The sequence below is a fragment of the Arenimonas donghaensis DSM 18148 = HO3-R19 genome, assembly GCF_000743535.1.
In the GTDB taxonomy this organism is placed as follows: domain Bacteria; phylum Pseudomonadota; class Gammaproteobacteria; order Xanthomonadales; family Xanthomonadaceae; genus Arenimonas; species Arenimonas donghaensis.
On sequence record NZ_AVCJ01000002.1, the window covers coordinates 30,249 to 47,155 of the forward strand.

14 protein-coding genes are annotated in these 16,907 nt (G+C 68.8%); 6 read left to right on the forward strand and 8 right to left on the reverse strand.

Going from position 1 to position 16,907, the window contains the following annotated elements; translation table 11 throughout:
* Nucleotides 1–20 precede the first annotated feature (20 nt).
* Complete coding sequence (sppA, locus tag N788_RS02840) at nt 21–1,886, forward strand: signal peptide peptidase SppA (protein WP_034220755.1); 1,866 nt, start codon at nt 21–23, stop codon at nt 1,884–1,886.
* A 59-nt stretch (nt 1,887–1,945) separates the two neighbouring features.
* Here sppA and N788_RS02845 read toward each other — a convergent pair whose 3' ends face one another.
* Complete coding sequence (locus N788_RS02845) at nt 1,946–2,185, reverse strand: hypothetical protein (protein ID WP_034220757.1); 240 nt, start codon at nt 2,183–2,185, stop codon at nt 1,946–1,948.
* A gap of 58 nt (nt 2,186–2,243) precedes the next feature.
* On the opposite strand from N788_RS02845, the gene N788_RS02850 reads away from it, so the two are divergent.
* The gene (locus N788_RS02850) at nt 2,244–3,020 is read left to right on the forward strand and encodes an SDR family oxidoreductase (RefSeq protein WP_034220854.1); all 777 of its coding nucleotides are present in this window, start codon (nt 2,244–2,246) and stop codon (nt 3,018–3,020) included.
* Nucleotides 3,021–3,108: 88 nt separating this feature from the next.
* On the opposite strand, the gene N788_RS02855 is transcribed toward N788_RS02850, so the two are convergent.
* A complete protein-coding gene (locus N788_RS02855) occupies nt 3,109–3,642 on the reverse strand; it encodes a DUF4124 domain-containing protein (RefSeq protein WP_034220759.1) in 534 nt (177 codons plus the stop codon).
* Nucleotides 3,643–3,724: 82 nt separating this feature from the next.
* On the opposite strand from N788_RS02855, the gene N788_RS02860 reads away from it, so the two are divergent.
* Entirely contained in the window at nt 3,725–5,308 is a 1,584-nt protein-coding gene (locus N788_RS02860) for an amidohydrolase family protein (protein WP_034220855.1), read from the forward strand.
* A gap of 67 nt (nt 5,309–5,375) precedes the next feature.
* On the opposite strand, the gene N788_RS13725 is transcribed toward N788_RS02860, so the two are convergent.
* The 6 genes from N788_RS13725 to N788_RS02890 all read right to left on the reverse strand — a co-directional run bounded on the left by N788_RS13725 (nt 5,376) and on the right by N788_RS02890 (nt 13,960).
* The gene (locus N788_RS13725; protein WP_152560346.1) at nt 5,376–7,142 is read right to left on the reverse strand and encodes a trypsin-like serine peptidase; all 1,767 of its coding nucleotides are present in this window, start codon (nt 7,140–7,142) and stop codon (nt 5,376–5,378) included.
* Nucleotides 7,143–7,225: 83 nt separating this feature from the next.
* Entirely contained in the window at nt 7,226–9,748 is a 2,523-nt protein-coding gene (locus tag N788_RS02870; protein WP_034220760.1) for a DNA topoisomerase I, read from the reverse strand.
* 151 nt (nt 9,749–9,899) lie between these two features.
* Nucleotides 9,900–11,075: an RDD family protein gene (locus N788_RS02875; protein WP_051924292.1), complete on the reverse strand. Its 1,176-nt coding sequence runs from the start codon at nt 11,073–11,075 to the stop codon at nt 9,900–9,902.
* A 91-nt stretch (nt 11,076–11,166) separates the two neighbouring features.
* The gene (locus N788_RS02880) at nt 11,167–11,640 is read right to left on the reverse strand and encodes a DUF494 family protein (protein ID WP_034220762.1); all 474 of its coding nucleotides are present in this window, start codon (nt 11,638–11,640) and stop codon (nt 11,167–11,169) included.
* Nucleotides 11,641–11,676: 36 nt separating this feature from the next.
* Nucleotides 11,677–12,819, reverse strand: coding sequence for a DNA-processing protein DprA (gene dprA, locus N788_RS02885; RefSeq protein ID WP_034220764.1), 1,143 nt, complete (start codon nt 12,817–12,819; stop codon nt 11,677–11,679).
* A 67-nt stretch (nt 12,820–12,886) separates the two neighbouring features.
* Nucleotides 12,887–13,960: a LysM peptidoglycan-binding domain-containing protein gene (locus N788_RS02890; protein WP_051924293.1), complete on the reverse strand. Its 1,074-nt coding sequence runs from the start codon at nt 13,958–13,960 to the stop codon at nt 12,887–12,889.
* A gap of 171 nt (nt 13,961–14,131) precedes the next feature.
* Between N788_RS02890 and def the strand changes: the two genes are divergently transcribed.
* From def to rsmB, 3 genes are read left to right on the forward strand one after another with little or no spacing between them, the layout of a single operon-like run.
* Nucleotides 14,132–14,641, forward strand: coding sequence for a peptide deformylase (gene def / locus N788_RS02895; RefSeq protein ID WP_034220860.1), 510 nt, complete (start codon nt 14,132–14,134; stop codon nt 14,639–14,641).
* Between the two features lies 1 nt (nt 14,642).
* Nucleotides 14,643–15,569: a methionyl-tRNA formyltransferase gene (gene fmt / locus N788_RS02900; protein ID WP_034220768.1), complete on the forward strand. Its 927-nt coding sequence runs from the start codon at nt 14,643–14,645 to the stop codon at nt 15,567–15,569.
* Nucleotides 15,566–16,879, forward strand: a complete 1,314-nt coding sequence (gene rsmB / locus N788_RS02905) for a 16S rRNA (cytosine(967)-C(5))-methyltransferase RsmB (protein WP_034220770.1) — start codon at nt 15,566–15,568, stop codon at nt 16,877–16,879. The genes fmt and rsmB overlap by 4 nt, the downstream gene beginning before the upstream one ends.
* Nucleotides 16,880–16,907 lie beyond the last annotated feature (28 nt).

The following is a 16,907-nucleotide window of genomic DNA, read 5'->3' on the forward strand; positions in this document are numbered from 1 at the left end:
GGATTTTCTGGAGCCATCCCATGTCTGACTCGAAGCCGGGCCCGATCCGGCGCTTCCTCGGCGGTATCTGGAACACCCTGAACTTCACCCGTCGGCTGGTGTTCAACCTGCTGTTCGTGGCGGTGCTGGTGTTCTTCATCGTCGTGCTGTTCTCGGGGCCGGGCATCAAGCCTGTCGCACAGAAGAGCGCCCTGGTGCTCAATCTTTCCGGCACCCTGGTCGAACAATACGGTGCCCATCCGGTGGACCGCGTGCTCAACCAGGCCATGGGCCAGGGGCGTGCCGAAGTGCAGCTGCGCGACATCCTGCGCGCCATCGAACTGGCCAAGGACGACAAGCGCATCGACCGCATCGTGCTGCTGACCGACGGCTTCAGCGCCAGCGGTTTCGCCGCCATGCGCGACGTCACCGCGGCGCTGCGCGAATTCCGCGAATCCGGCAAGCAGGTCGTGGCCTACGGGACCGGCATGGACCAGATGGGCTATTACCTGGCCGCGCACGCCGACGAGGTCTACATGGACCCGCAGGGCGGCGTGCTGCTCGAGGGCCTGGGCCGCTACCGCATGTATTACCGCGAAGGCCTGCAGGACAAGCTGGGCGTGGACGTGCACCTGTTCAAGGTGGGCGAATACAAGTCGGCCGCCGAACCCTACGTGCTCGACGCCGCGTCGCCCGAGGCCAAGGAAGCCGACCTGTACTGGATGAACGACCTCTGGGACCGCTACGTCGCCGACGTTGCCGCCGCACGCGGCCTGGAGCCGGCCGACATCGACACCATGATCGCCGAGCTGCCGCAGCGCGTGCAGGCGGTGGGTGGCGACCTGGGCCAGCTGGCCGTGGACGAGAAGCTGGTCGACGGCCTGCGCACCCGCGAGGAAATGCGCGAAATGCTGGTCGCGCGCGGCGCCCTGGACGAGGAGGAAAAAACCTTCCGCCAGGTCGACATGCGCAGCTACCTGCGCCAGCAGTCCCTGGCGCACCTGTCCCTGGACGGTCGCCCGCAGGTGGCGGTGGTGGTGGCCCAGGGCCCGATCACCGACGGCCAGCAGGCGCCGGGCACGGTCGGTGGCGAATCCACGTCGGAACTGCTGCGCCAGGCCCGCGAGGACGAAGACGTCAAGGCGGTGCTGCTGCGCGTGGACTCCCCGGGCGGCGGCGTGTTCCCGTCCGAACAGATCCGCCGCGAGGTCGAACTGATCCAGGCCGAAGGCAAGCCGGTGGTCGTTTCGATGGGCAACGTGGCCGCGTCGGGTGGCTACTGGATCTCGATGAACGCCGACAAGATCTACGCCGATGAATCGACCATCACCGGCTCGATCGGCATCTTCGGCCTGTGGATGACCGCGCCGCGCGTGCTCGACAAGCTGGGCGTGAACACCGACGGCGTCGGCACTACGCCGCTCGCCGGTGCCTTCGACCCGACCCGTCCGATGGACCCGAACGTCGGCGTCATCATCCAGTCGGTCATCAACAAGGGCTATGCCGACTTCATCGGCAAGGTCGCCGAGGCCCGCGACAGCACGCCGGCGCAGATTGACGTGCATGCCCGCGGTCGCGTGTGGTCGGGCGCCCAGGCCAAGGAACGTGGCCTGGTGGACGAACTCGGTGGCCTGGAAGCGGCGCTGGCGGAAGCCGCGGCGCTGGCCAAGCTCGAAGAGGGCAAGTACGGCGTGCGCTATGTCGAGAAGCCGCTGACGCCGTTCGAGAAGTTCCTGGTCGACGTCGGTGGCCAGGCGCGTTTCCAGGGCGCCATGCGCCTGCTGGCGCCGGCCGCGCTGGGCCTGGACCGCGAAACCGCGCTGCGCATCGGCAACGAGCTGGGCTGGCTGGAAAGCCAGTCGAACACGCCGTACCGGGCGGTCGCGCACTGTCTGTGCGCGCTCTGACGCCGGCAAGGCAACAGGCTTGACTGCAGACGCCCGGGCTAGCCCCGGGCGTCCTGCTTTCAGTCGTCGGCGGCTTCCAGCGCGTCGTCGCGCGCAGCGGCGCTTTCCTGCAGCGTCACTTCCACCGACTGCGCCTTCTCCAGCGGCGCCTGCATGGCGTCGCGCAGTTCGGTGTGCTCTTCGGCTGCGGCGGTCTGCGGCTCCGGCGGATCCGGCGTCGGCGTCGGCGCCGGGTCGGAACACGCGGCCAGGGCCAGCCCGGCGGCCAGGGTGACGCTCAGTTTGGTCAGGATGTGCATGGTTTCCTCCTCGGGGTCCCTGGCCGCTATCCTAAGCCCCGGCGACGAGGAGATGGCCATGGGCACGAACCGCTGGCGTTTGGACGGGCAGGTGGCGCTGGTCACCGGGGCGAGTGCGGGCATCGGCCGGGCCATCGCCGCCGAGCTGCTGGAACTGGGCGCCGACGTCATGCTGGTGGCCCGCGACCAGGACGGCCTGGACCTGGCCGTGGACGAGCTCGAGGACCAGTTCCCGGATTCGGAAGTTCGCGCCTTCGCCGCCGACGTCTCCGACACCGAGCAGCGTCGCGAAATCTTCGACTGGGTCGAGGACCTGGGCAACGGCCTGCAGATCCTGGTCAACAACGCCGGCACCAATGCCAGCAAGCCGACCATGGACTACGCCGACGACGAATGGCGGCAGATCTTCGAGACCAACCTGTTCTCGGCCTTCGAGCTCAGCCGCTTTGCTTTCCCGCTGCTCAGCCAGCACGCCACGTCCGCGATCGTGAACGTCGGCTCGGTGTCGGGCCTGGCGCACGTGCGCACCGGTTCGCCCTACGGCATGTCCAAGGCGGCGCTGCACCAGCTGACCACCAACCTGGCCTGCGAATGGGCCGAGGACGGCGTGCGCGTCAATGCGGTCGCGCCCTGGTACATCCGCACCCGCCGCACTTCGGTGAAGCTGGCCGACCCGGACTACCTGGACGAAGTGCTCGACCGCACCCCGATGGGCCGCGTCGGCGAGCCCGAGGAAGTCGCGGCGGCCGTGGCTTTCCTCTGCCTGCCGGCCGCCAGCTACATCACCGGCGAATGCATCGCCGTCGACGGCGGCTTCCTGCGCTACGCCTTCTAGGCGTTTCTTTTCTCTTGCCGTGGGAGGGACTTCAGTCCCGAAGCTTCCGCCTTCAAAGCCTTCGGGACTGAAGTCCCTCCCACAGGGGTCAGCGGCAGCTCTCGCGGACGATTTGCGTCAGGCGCTTCACTTCCGACTTGCGATACGCCGCCGTGTCGCTGAAGGCGTGCAGCGCATCCGACTTGGCCTGGTCGAGCTTGCGCTCGAACACCGCGCAGGCCGAGGCATCGTCCAGGCGCACGCAGGAGTCCTCGACCCAGCGGCAGGTGGCCCCGAAGGCGCCGGCGTCGTAACCCAGCACCGCCAGCGGCACGCAGCGCGGGTTCGGGTCGTAGTTCTCGCTGAAGCGGGTTTCGCCGTCGTAGGCGGTGCATTGGTACAGCGGCGGCGGCGAGAAAACCACGGGCGCTGCCTCGACCACTGCCTCAACGGGGGCAGGGCTGGGTGCGGGCGCCGGTTCGGCGGGCCGCGGCGGCGGGTCCCTGGGCTGCACCATGCTGCGCTGCTGCTGCGCCTGGCCTGCGGGGCAGGGTTCGTCCTGCAGCATCACCCGACCCTTGGCGTCGGTGCAGCGGTAGACGGTGATGTCCTGCGCGCCGGCCGGGCCGACGAGGGCCCACAAAATAGCTAAGCTTGGCCAGCAGCGAAGGCGCATGCCGCGCATTCTCCGCCGCTTCCGTCCTTCCTTCCAGTCCGGGTCCGTCATGTCCAATCTGCTGCGCCACGCCGTCCTGCTCGCCATCGTGCTGTTCGCACCGCTCGCCCAGGCCGCCATCCCGGCCGCGCCCGAGCGCGATGAAGGCGAAGGCCCCTGGCCGCAGCTGATCCTGCGCGGCGTGACGGTCATCACCGGCACCGGCGCACCGGCCTATGGCCCCGTGGACATCGTCATCGAAGGCGACCGCATCACCCGCGTGCAGATCGTCGGCAGCGCCAACACGCCGATCAAGGCCGACAACCGGCCGGCACTGAAGCCGGGCGGCCGCGAGATCGACCTCAGCGGCCACTACGTCATGCCCGGCATCGTCGACATGCATGGCCACATCGGCGGCGACGAGCAGGGCGTCACCGCCGAATACGTCTACAAGCTGTGGCTGGCGCACGGCATCACCAGCGTGCGCGACCCCGGCTGCGGCAACGGCATCGAATGGTGCGCGTCCGAGGCCAGGCGCAGCGCCGCCAACACCATCACCGCGCCGCGAATCTTCCCCTACGCCTTTTTCGGCATGGGCCACGACGGCCCGATCACCACGCCCGAGCAGGCGCGCCAGTGGGTGCGCACGATGAAGTCCAAGGGCGCGCTGGGCATGAAGTGTTTCGGCTACCGCCCGGACATCCTGGAGGCGGCCTTCGACGAACTGCGCAAGCAGGGCATGGGCAGCGCCTGCCACCACGCCCAGCTCGACGTCGCCCGCGTCAACGTGCTGACCACCGCGCGCTGGGGCCTGGGCACCATGGAACACTGGTACGGCCTGCCCGAAGCCCTGTTCGACGGCCAGACCGTGCAGCAGTACCCGGCCGACTACAACTACATGGACGAACAGCACCGCTTCGGCGAAGCCGGGCGCCTGTGGGCCCAGGCCTCGGAAAAAGGCAGCGAGCGCTACGAGGCGGTCATCACCGAATTGCTTGAACTGGGCTTCACGCTCGACCCCACCTTCACCATCTACCAGGCCACCCGCGACCTGATGCGCGCGCGCACCGCCGAGTGGCACGCCGACTACACGCACCCGGCGCTCTGGGACTTCTTCACGCCCAGCCGGCACAACCACGGCAGCTTCTTCTTCGACTGGGGCAGCGAGCAGGAAACCGACTGGAAGCACAACTACCAGCGCTGGATGGCCTTCGTGAACGACTACAAGAACCGCGGCGGCCGGGTTACGGTCGGCAGCGATTCGGGCTACATCTACAAAACCTACGGCTTTGGCACCATCGAAGAGCTCGAGCTGCTGCGCGAAGCCGGCTTCCACCCACTGGAAGTGATGCGCGCCGCCACGCTGTCGGGCGCCGAGGCCCTGGGCGCCGAAGACCGCATCGGTTCGATCGAGCCGGGCAAGCTGGCCGACCTTGTGGTGCTGTCGGAAAACCCGCTGGCCAACCTCAAGGTGCTCTACGGCACCGGCCACATCCGCCTGGGCGCCGACGGTGAACCGGCCCGCGTCGGCGGCGTGCGCTACACCATCAAGGACGGCATCCTCTACGACGCCCCGGCGCTGCTGCGCGACGTGCGCGCCATAGTGGCGGAGGAAAAGGCAAGGCGCGGCATTCAAACCCTGCCGCAGCCCTGAGCCCGGCCCGACGCCAAAACTAAAGGCCCCGGCACTAGTGCCGGGGCCTTTTGCTTGTTATTGCCGATCAGAGCTTCTGGATCGCCGCGCTGCGGGTGACGCCGTTGATCGTGAACTGCACGTTGGCCGTGGTGGCCGAGGTGTAGGTGATCGTGGCGGTACCGGCCGCGGTGAACGAGCGGTTGTTCGGGTTGAACGTGGTGCTCCACGGCGCGGCATTGGACGCATACACCGTGCCCGAACGCACGTCGGTGGCGGTCCAGGTGGCATCGAGCTCGAACCACTGGGCCTTGCCGGTGTTGTCGTAGATGAAGAACATCACGAACTGGTTGTAGGTCGGCGCGGCGTACTGGTAGACCGTCAGGCCCCAGCCGGCTTCGCTGGGCACGTACCAGGCGCCGGTGTAGTCGCGACCTTGGCTGGGGCCGAAGCTCTGCTGGACCGGTGCGAGGTACTGCTGGAGCTGGGGGTACGCAACGTCCAGGCGCGAGTAGATGTCGAAGTTGCCAGGATTGTTGAGGTCGCCAGAGTTTTCGCAGCCTGCGCCGCCGCCGAAGAGGCCGCCCCGCAGGAAATAGCCGCCGTTTCCCTGCGTGAACAAGCCCGAGCCGCTGCTGCCGCCTTCGGTCGTGCCGCTCAGCCAGCCGGTGTAGTTCACCATGTCGTCCCGGTCGATCTGCTTACCCAGCGACGACTTCTTGGCGTCCCAGCTCGGATGGTGGATAGCCAGCACGTCGGCGTTGTCCACCAGCACGTTGGCGTCCCACCCCGCGAAGAAAGCAAAGCCGGGAGGGGCCTGGTTGAGCCGGAACAGCGCGGCATCCGTGCCCTCATAGGGCGGCGCATTGATGGGGCCTGCATTGTCTGCAAACAGCAGGGTCGCGCCGCCGGCGCGCTGCGTGGTGGCCGCAGAGACGCCGCTATTGCATGAGGTTGCCTCGTAGTTCCAGACGGTGGTCAGCGTATTCGCCACTGACTGAGTGCTGATGCAGTGGTGTGCAGTGAAGAAGTATGGAATCTGGGTGTTGGGATCGGTGTCGTTGAGCAGGGTGCCGGTGCAGGTCGCCGTGCCGCCGTTTTTCGAGAAGATCATCTGCGCCACGGCATTCTTGGCGTCGACAAAGTTCTGGCCAAGCGTGCCGACACGGCAGGCCGTATCGACATTGCAGGAGCCGGACTCACCGATCTTCTCGGAGATGCTCAGGCCGCTGGCAAGGCTAGTGATCAGGTGCGAGACCACAGGAACTTCCACCTGGATTTTTGTTTGGTCCAGGCCCTCCGGGGCGTAGATTTCGATGAACTGGGTCTGCCCGTCGGTGACCGGGCCCCAGAAGGTGCCATCGGCATCGACGATGGCGGCTGCCTGGGCTCCGGTTAGCACGCCCTCGACCTTTGAAGGTGCATCGCTACCCGAATATCGGAATTCGAGTCCAGCCATTGGGCCGTGCACGCGCAGCGCGGCGCGCATCGCCAGCGCATCAGAGGACGTCACCCTCAGGCGGGCCACCCGGCCGCCATCGACCTGCACCCAATTGGGGTTATGGACATGCGAAGTCGCTTCATCCAGTTCACGGTTGATGCCGATCTGCAGGGGCGTGCCGGCGCCCTTCCTGTTTCGTGCCAGCATCTGGGCGATACGTTCCGGCGCCATCGGCTGGTAAGCCTGCTCGGCGGCTTCCGCGACGGCAGGTGAGCCAGCGCGCCACTGCGTGGCCGTCTCCGCCTTGCTCGACCAGGCGGGTTCGCCGGCAACGCTGGCCACGGTCTGGCCATGGACGCCGCTGGCCGTGAGCCCCATGGCCAGCAGGAGCGCAGTCAGAAGTCTAGTTGTCATCGTTGGATTCCGTCGTTGGCGGGCTGGACCGCAGTCTACGACTTTGGCCGCGGAGGTGCTCGGCCAAGCGCCGGGCGCTCAGCCTACTCCGACGCTTTCCCGGCAGCGGCCTTCTTCACGGCCTTCTTGGCCGTCTTCTTGGCCGGGGCCTTCTTCGTGGCCTTCTTGGCGGTCTTCTTCACGGCCTTCTTGGTGGCCTTTTTGGCCGGAGCTTCGGCCATTTCGCTCGCCTTCTTCACGGCGGCCTTCTTGGCCGGCGCCTTCTTGGCCGGCGCCTTCTTGGCCGCGACCTTCTTCTTGCCGAAACGGCCGCCCTTGCGGACCGGCTTGCCCTCGGCCAGCAGGGCCTCGCACTCGGCCTGGGTCAGGCTGGCCGGATCGCGGTCCTTGGGGATCTTGCCGTTCTTCTCGCCGTCGGTGATGTACGGGCCGTAGCGGCCGTTCAGGACCTGGATGTCGGTGCCTTCGAAGGTCTTGATCGTGCGGTTGGCGATCATTTCTTCCTTGGCGCGGATCAGTTCGACCGCCCGCTCGAAGCCGATCTTGTACGGGTCGTCTTCCTTGCCCAGCGAGGCATAGGTATCGCCGCGCTTGGCGAAGGGACCGAAGCGGCCGATCGCCACCGTCACCGGCTTGCCGTCCATCTCGCCCAGGGTGCGCGGCAGGTCGAACAGCGGCAGCGCCTCCTCCAGCGTGATGGTGTGCATGGAGGTGCCGGGCCGCAGCGACGCGAACTTGGGCTTTTCCTCATCGTCCATGTGGCCGATCTGGGCATAGGGCCCGTAGCGACCCAGGCGCACCGACACCGGCTTGCCCGATTTGGGATCGGTGCCTAGCTGGCGCGCGCCGGTGGCTTCGGTGCGGTCCACCGTCTCGCTTTTTTCGTCCACCGTGGTCTTGAACGGCTTCCAGAACCGCTCCATCAGCGGGATCCAGGCGGTTTCGCCCGCGGCCACCGAATCGAGTTCGTCCTCGAGCTTGGCGGTGAAGTCGTAGTCCACGTATTGCGTGAAGTGGCTGGTGAGGAAATTCGCCACCGCGCGGCCAACGTCGCTGGGACGGAAGCGGCGGTTGTCCAGGTACACGTACTCGCGGCCCTGCAGCACCTGGATGATGCTGGCGTAGGTGGACGGACGGCCGATGCCGTGTTCTTCCAGCGCCTTCACCAGCGAGGCTTCCGAGAACCGCGGCGGCGGTTCGGTGAAATGCTGGTCGGTGTGGATGCTGCCCAGGGGCACGGCCTGGCCGGTCTTCATCGGCGGCAGCTTGCGGCCCTCGTCGTCCTCGTCCGCGGTTTTCTGGTCCTTGCCTTCTTCATAGACGGCCAGGAAGCCCGGGTCGACGACGGTGGTGCCGCTGGCGCGGAAACCATGGTCGCTGCCCGCGGCCAGTTCGACCGACACGGTATTGAGGGTGGCGGGCACCATCTGGCAGGCGACGGTGCGCTTCCAGATCAGTTCGTAAAGGCGGCGGCCGTCGTCGTCGAGGTACTTGGCCACCGAAGCCGGCGTGCGCAGGGCGGACGTGGGGCGGATGGCCTCGTGCGCTTCCTGGGCGTTCTTGGATTTGGACTTGTACTCGACCGGCTTGTCCGGCACCGCCTGGGTGCCGAAATCGCGGGCGATGACGTCGCGGATCTCCGACACCGCGTCCACCGACAGGCTGACCGAGTCGGTACGCATGTAGCTGATCAGGCCGACGGTGCCTTCCTCGCCGATCGCCATGCCTTCGTAGAGTTTCTGCGCCACGCGCATGGTGCGCGAGGTGGTGAAACCGAGCTTGCGCGCGGCCTCCTGCTGCAGGGTCGAGGTGATGAAGGGCGGCGCCGGGCGGCGCTTGCGCTCCTTGCTGACCACGTCGGTCACGCGCAGGGCGTCGCCGGCGGCCTTGACCAGGCGCTCGCGGGCGGCCTGGGCGTCTTCGGTGTTGGTCAGCGTGAACTGCTCGAACTTCTTGCCGTCGAGCTTCACCAGCCGGGCCGTGAAGCCCTGCTGCGGGTGGTTCATCTCGGCCTCGACGCTCCAGTACTCGCGCGGCACGAAGGCTTCGATCTCTTCCTCGCGCTCGACGATCATGCGCAGCGCCGGCGACTGCACGCGTCCGGCCGACAGCCCGCGCTGCACCTTGCGCCACAGCACCGGCGAGAGGTTGAAGCCCACCAGGTAGTCCAGCGCACGCCGGGCCTGCTGGGCGTCCACCAGGTCGCCGGCGACCTGGCGCGGATTCTCGACCGCGGCCTTGATGGCGCGCGGGGTGATTTCGGTGAACACCACCCGGTGCAGGGCGCGGTCCTTGAGCAGGCCGCGCTCCTTGAGGATCTCCGAGATGTGCCAGCTGATCGCCTCGCCCTCGCGATCCGGGTCAGTGGCCAGGTAGATGGCTTCGGCGACCTTGGCGGCCTTGGCGATGGCCTCGACGTGCTTGAGGTTCTTCTCGATCAGGTCATAGCGCATCGCGAACCCGTTGTCCGGGTCCACCGCGCCTTCCTTGGGCACCAGGTCGCGGACATGGCCGTACGAGGCCAGGACGTGGAAGTCCTTGCCCAGGTACTTGTTGATCGTCTTGGCCTTGGCGGGCGATTCGACGATGAGTAGGTTCTTGGCCATGCCGGTTGATGCTCCAGGGCGGATCCGGCTTCGGGCCGCCCAGATGGCTCGGCCCGCGGGGGACGCGGGCCGGGGGGTTCTCTTTTTTCATTAAGGCACCACTCCGGCCGGGCCTGTCAAGCAAGGGCCCGGGTCGGGGGTGGCGGCCGGTTCACTTGCAGGCGCTGGGCAGCAGGGCCTGCGGGATACCCTCGGCGCTGCATGGCGAGGCCCTTTCCGGGTCCCTGTTCAGGTACAAAACGCCCCCGGCCGCCCCCTTGAGCGCATCGGTATCGCGCAGGGTCACGGCCACTTCGCAGGCGCCGTCGGGGCTTTCGATGATCAGGATTTCGTGGATGTCCGGGCTGGAGGGTGCGGCCAGGCCCAGTTCTTCGGCATCGCGCGGGCAGCGGTCGGTATTGGCGCGGAACTCGGATGCCTGCAGCGCCGCCGAGGCGCCCTCGCCATAGGCGGTGGCCACCTTCGCCCGCACCACGTAGTCCTGGTAGGCCGGGACCGAAACGGCGGCCAGGATGCCCACCACCGCCAGTACGCCCAGCAGCACCACGCCGGCGACCACGGCCACCAGGCAGCCGTTGAGCTCGCGCACCTGCCGGCCGGGCTGGTCCGAATAGGCCCACTTGTCGACCACGAAGGTGCCGGCCATCAGGTCGTGCAGGGCCTGCTTGCGGCGGGTCCAGCCGGCCATGAAGAAGCCGATGTACAGGATCAGGTAGGACACGATGCTGCCGGCCCAGCGGCCGGCGGCGCGACCAAAGCCCAGTCGGCGGCCCTGGCGGTCGACGACCTTGATGCCCAGGGCCAGCTTGCCGACGGTGGCCTGCAGCTTCGAGCTTTCCATGCCGGCGTAGTAGGCCAGGCTCATGACCGGGTAGATCAGGTAGACCACGACCATGCCGACCAGGAAAGTTTCCTCGTTCTCGAGGTTGTTGGTGGCGACGATGGCCAGGGCCACCATGCCAATCAGGAACACCACGTAGAAGATGCTGCCCAGCAGCATCGAGTCGATCAGGTAGGCGCCCAGCCGCCGGATGAAACCGGCGTCCACGACGGCGTCCAGGTCGGTGCCGGGCTGCGCGGTCGCTGCCGGGCCGGCACCGGGCGTGGCCAGGCCGGGCGCTGCTGCGGCGGCCAGGGCGGGTTCGGCCGGCGGCGGCACCGGCAGTTCGGCCAGGTGCTGTTCCAGCGGTGCCCACTGGGGCAGGCCCTCGCGCCAGACCAGGGAGTCGCGATTGACCCGGCCCTGGCGGAAAGCCAGCGCCAACGCGTCGGCGGACACGGGGCCTTGCCGCTCATGGCCGGCGTCCACGAAATACCAAGCGCTCATCGTCCCCTGACTCCCCGGCGCGCTGCGCCCTGTGCGAAAGAAAACGCCCGGCCGTGCCGGGCGTCTTCACAGGGTAATCGCGAACGCGGTGTCAGTGAACGGGTTCGGGCTCGTCCTCGAACATCTGGCTTTCCATCCAGGCGTAGGCGGCCTCGGAACCGGGCTGGTTGAACAGCACCATCAGCACCACCCACTTGATGTCGTCGACGTCCACTTCGTCCTGGTCCAGGGCCATGACCCGGTCCAGCACCAGTTCGCGCTGGTCGGAGTCGAGCACGCCGCTTTGTTCGAGGAACATCAGGAAGCCACGGCAGTCGGCGTCGAGGCGGTCGAGCTCGGGCTCCGAGTACACCCGCACCGGCACCTGCAGGCGCGGCGTGGCCACGGCCGGGCGCTGGCGCGCCAGTTCGTCGAGCCAGTCGAAGGCCTTGTTGATCTCGGAGGGGCTGAAACCGGCCTGGATCAGGCCGTTCTGGAGCGAGTCGCGATCCCGGACGGCGTCGGGGTCGTCATAGAAGTAGTGCTCGAACAGGTACAGCAGGACGTCCAGTATGGTCTCTTTCATTACCCTCAGCCTGCGCCAATCGGCGCGATGGGAAGGTCAGGGGCGCCGGGCAAAGCGGCCATTGTCGGCAACCACCTGCCCGTCCAACTCCATGACCAGCAGCATGGAGGACAGTTCGGCCACCGTCAATCCTGTCCGCCGGGCCAGTTCATCCAAAGGGGTGGGGTCGTGACCGAGGGCGGACCACAAGCGCTTGTGGTTGACGGACACGGCTGGCTGTCCGCCGGCTGAGTGCCCGCAGGGCCCTGGCGGGCACGCGCCGGCCGCGTCCGCGAGCCCGGTTTCGAGCGCGCCGCGCAGGTCGGCGGCCAGGCTTCGGGCCAGGGGTTCGAGGGATTCGACCACCTGGGCGGGCGTCTCGACCAGAGTCGCGCCGTCGCGGATCAGGCGGTGGCAGCCACGTGCCACCGGGTTGTCCACCGAGCCCGGCATCGCGAACACCTCGCGGCCGGCCTCGCCGGCCAGGCGGGCGCTGATGAGCGCCCCCGAACGCAACGCGGCCTCCAGCACCACCGTGCCCAGGGACAGGCCGGCGACGATGCGGTTGCGGGTGGGGAAGTGGGCGGCGATGGCCGGCGTGCCGGGCGGGTGTTCGCCCAGCACCAGGCCCTGGTCGGCGATGCGGGCCATCAGGGCGGCGTTTTTGGGCGGGTAGGCCTGGTCCAGCCCGGTACCGACGACGGCCAGGGTGCGGCCGTGCACGGCCAGCGCGCCGGCATGGGCAGCGGCGTCGATGCCCTCGGCCAGGCCGCTGGTGACGGCCCAGCCGGCGCCAGCCAGGGCGGCGGCGAAGTCGTGGGCGCGCTGGCGGCCCCCGGGACTGGGGCGACGACTGCCCACCAGGGCCACCTGCGGGTGCCAGAGCAGGCTGGGGTCACCGTGCAGGAACAGCACGGGGGGCGGCCAGGGCGTTCGCCTGAGCAGGGCCGGGTAATCGGGGGAGCCCCAGGCGAGCAGCTGCCGCCCGGGCTTCTCCAGCCAGGCCAGGTCACCCGCGAGCAGGCGAGGGCAGGGTGAAGCGAGGGCCTGGCGGCAGGCCGGCGGCAAGCCCAGGCCGGCGCCGTGGCGGGCCGCGGCCAGGGCCGCCGCGGGCCCGTCGTGGCTGGCCAGCAGGTGTCTCAGAAGGGCGTCGGGCAGCCTGGCGCGGGCCAGGACCAGCAGGGCTTCGGGATTTTCCATGGCCCGGACAGCATCGCGGCGCCCGGAGGCGCCGCGATGTAGGCAAAACCACTGCGGACGGGTCCGCTTATTCGGTGGCGTCCGGGTGCTTGAGCACGTCGCCGTGGTGCACCGGGCGGATGCCGTTCATCACCAGGGCGTAGGCCACCTTGTCGAAGGTGCGGAACACCATCAGGTTGCCGACGAACTCGTCGGGCAGCTGCACGCTGTCGGCCTTGGCCGCGGCGCCGCTGCGATGCGCAACCTTGTCGGGCACCACGCTGCCTTCGTTCCAGATCGACATCACGTGGCCGTTGCGGATGCCGTCACGGGCACCCACCGAGATCGCGACCACCAGGTTCGGACCGGCCTGCAGGCCGTCGGCCACCGCCATGATGCGGGCATTGGCCGGCACCACGTCGGGCGCGCGCGGCATGAACTGCAGGTCGTAGGGCTGGGCCTCGGAGGGCAGCACGCGATCGCCGACGCGGATCTCGCGGCCTTCGTCGCGCAGCACCACCGTGGTCACTTCGCCCTGGACCCGCGTCACTTCGCCGGTGGCGTGGATGGCCAGTTCGTAGCCCAGCTTCTCGCCCGTGGCCTCGCCGTAACCCGCCGGCACGGTCCAGTGCGAATGGTTGCGGTCGCCGCGGAAGTCGAGCGGGGTGGCGCCCGGGTGGTTGCGGCGATTGCCGCCGCCGAACACGTTCACCGGACGGGCGAAGTCGACCACCATGCCCGGCGCCGCGCCCTGCAGGCCGCGCACGTAGACCAGCTGGCCGGCGACGCTGTAGAGGCGGTCGTCTTCGGTGCCGACGACGTAAGGCAGGGCCTTGGGGTCCTCGACCACGGTGAAGTGCTTGAGCAGCGCCTCGATTTCCGACAGTGGGATGGTGTCCACCGCCTCACCGACCTGCGGGCCTTCGGCGCGGACGCGCGGCTCACCGTCGATATAGACCAGGCTCAGCACCTGGCCCGGGAAAATGAGATGCGGGTTCTGCACCTGCGGGTTGGCCTGCCAGATCTCCGGCCAGAGCCAGGGCTTCTCGAGGAAGCGCCCCGCGATGTCCCAGAGGGTGTCACCCCTCTTCACCACGTAGGTGGTTGGGTGGTCCTCGCGAAGGTCGGCCGCGAGAGCGGCAGCCGCGAAGGTGAGCAACATGGCAGCACTAACTGCAAGAAGCCGTTTAAACATGGCGGCTATCCACCTGATTTTCCCCGGACAGGTTGGGCGACTATAGCCCAAACCCGGCCCCGGATTGCAAGCCCGCCGGGGTTATACTGTGTTGCCGGCCCCTTGAGGTCCGGGCCCTTGTTCCCCATCTTTCCGTCCATGGCCAAGCTCCCCATCCTGGAATTCCCCGATCCCCGCCTGCGAACGGTCGCAAAACCGGTCGAAAGCGTCGACGACACCCTGCGCGCTCTGGTGGACGACATGTTCGAGACCATGTACGCCGCCCCGGGCATCGGTCTGGCGGCGACCCAGGTCGACGTGCACCAGCGCCTCCTCGTTCTTGACGTAAGCGAGGACCAGAGCCGGCCAATGGTGTTCATAAATCCCGAGATCCTCAGCGCCGAAGGCCACCAGGTCTACCAGGAAGGCTGCCTGTCGGTGCCGGGCATCTATGCCGACGTCAAACGCGCCAATTCGGTGCGGGTCAAGGCCCTGGACCGGGACGGCAAGGCCTTCGAGATCGAGGCCGACGGCCTGCTGGCCGTGTGCATCCAGCACGAAATGGACCACCTGGCCGGCAAGGTCTTCGTGGACTACCTGTCCCCGCTCAAGCGCGAGCAGGTGCGCAAGAAGCTGGCCAAGCAGCAGCGCGGCACCGACGCCGCCTGAGATGTCCCTACGAATCATCTTCGCGGGCACGCCGGCATTCGCCGTGCCCTGTTTGCGCGCCGCCGCGGCCCGCGGTGAAGTCGTCGGGGTCTGGACCCAGCCCGATCGCCCGGCCGGCCGCGGTCGCCAGCTCGCGCCGTCGCCGGTGAAGGTGGAGGCGCTGGCGAGCCAGCTGCCGGTCTTCCAGCCGGAAAACTTCAAGTCCGAAGACGCGCGCGAGCAGCTGCGTGCGCTCAAGCCCGACCTGATGGTGGTGGTGGCCTATGGCCTGATCCTGCCGCAGGCGGTGCTCGACATCCCGGCCCAGGGCTGCTGGAACGTGCATGCCTCGCTGCTGCCGCGCTGGCGCGGCGCCGCACCGATCCAGCGCGCCATCGAAGCCGGCGACCGCGAAACCGGCGTCTGCCTGATGCAGATGGAGAAGGGCCTGGATACGGGGCCGGTGCTGCTGTCGCTGGCCACGCCGATTTCCGACACCGATACGGGCGGAGAGCTTCACGACCGCCTGTCCGCGCTCGGCGCCGAAGTGCTGTCGGACGGCCTGAAACTGCTGCGGGCCGGCATGCGCCCGGTCCCGCAGCCGCAGCCGGCCGAGGGCGTCACCTACGCCCGCAAGCTCGACAAGGCCGAGGCCCGCCTGGACTGGTCCCGGCCGGCCAACGAGCTCGCCAACAAGGTCCGCGCCTTCAATCCCTGGCCGGTCGCCGAAGCGCAACTGGCCGGCGAACGGCTGCGCATCCACGCCGCCCAGGCCCTTGCGGGGGGCTCGGGCATGGCCCCGGGCACGGTGGTTTCGGCCAGCCGCGACGGCCTGGACGTGGCCTGTGGCGACGGCCTGCTGCGCCTGCGCGTGGTGCAGCGCGACGGCGGCCGTGCCCTTCCGGTGGCCGACTACCTCAACGCCCGTCCGGCCCTGGCGACCCCGTGAGCGCCCCCGGCTCGGCTCTTCGCGCCACCGCCGCCCGCGTGCTGGGCACGGTGCTGGGCGAGGGCCGGTCCCTGAAGGCCGTGATGGGCCGGGCCCTGCCCGAACTGCCCGATCCGCGCGACCGCGCCCTGCTCGAGGCCATCTGTTTTGATGCCCTGCGCCATCGCCGGCGTTACGAATTCGCCCTGTCGCAGTGGCTGGCGCACCCGCTGTCGCAGCGCGACCAGGCCGTTCACTGGCTGCTGCTGGTGGGCCTGGCCCAGGTGAAGGGGCTGGGCCTGGCGCCGCATGCCGCGGTCAGCGCCAGCGCCGAAGCCGCGCGCGACCTGGGCCGGACCGGCCTGGTCGGCCTGGTGAATGCCCTGCTGCGCCGGGCCAGCCGCGAGCCCCTGCCCGAAAGCGACGACCCCGCCGTGCGCTGCAGCCATCCGGACTGGCTGGTGCAGCGCTTGCGCACGGACTGGCCCGACCAGGCCGACGCGATCCTGGCCGCGAACAACCAGGCGGCGCCGCTGTGGCTGCGCGCCAACCCGCGCCAGGGCAGTGCCAGCGCCCTGGCCGCCGAACTGCACGAAGCCGGCATGCCCGCCGACTGCCCGGAGGCCGTGCCTGGCGCAGTGCGCCTGGAGACCCCCGTCCCGGTGGACCGCCTGCCCGGCTGGGACCATGGCGCCATGAGCGTGCAGGACGGCGCCGCCCAACTGGCCGTGCTGGCGCTGGCGCCGCGCCCGGGCGAGCGCCTGCTCGACGCCTGCGCCGCGCCGGGTGGCAAGGCCGCGCAGCTGGCCGAACACCTGGGCGAAGGCGAGCTGGTGGCCCTGGACGTCGATGGCCGCCGGCTGGAAAAGGTCCGTGCCCTGCTGCAGCGGCTGCGACTGGAGGCGCCCAACGTGCAGGTGCGCGTGGCCGACGCCGCCCGGCCCGGCGACTGGTGGGACGGCCGGCCCTTCGACGCCATCCTGCTCGACGCCCCCTGCTCGGCGACGGGCATCATCCGCCGCCAGCCCGACATCAAGTGGCACCGCCGGGAAACCGACATCGCCGCCCTGGCGACCACCCAGCGCGAGCTGCTCGACGCCCTGTGGCCGCTGCTGCGACCGGGCGGCCGCCTCGTGTACGCCACCTGCTCGGTGCTGCGCGAAGAAAACGAGCGGCAGGTCGAGGCTTTCCTCGACCGCCACGCCGATGCCCGTGCCGCGACCCTCACCGACCGCTTCGGCCACGCCAGCGGCGCCGGTCGCCAGCGCCTGCCCGGTGAGGACGGCATGGACGGTTTCTTCTACGCCCGCCTCGAGAAGACCGCCGTCTAGGCGTACGCCTTGTGGGAGGGACTTCAGT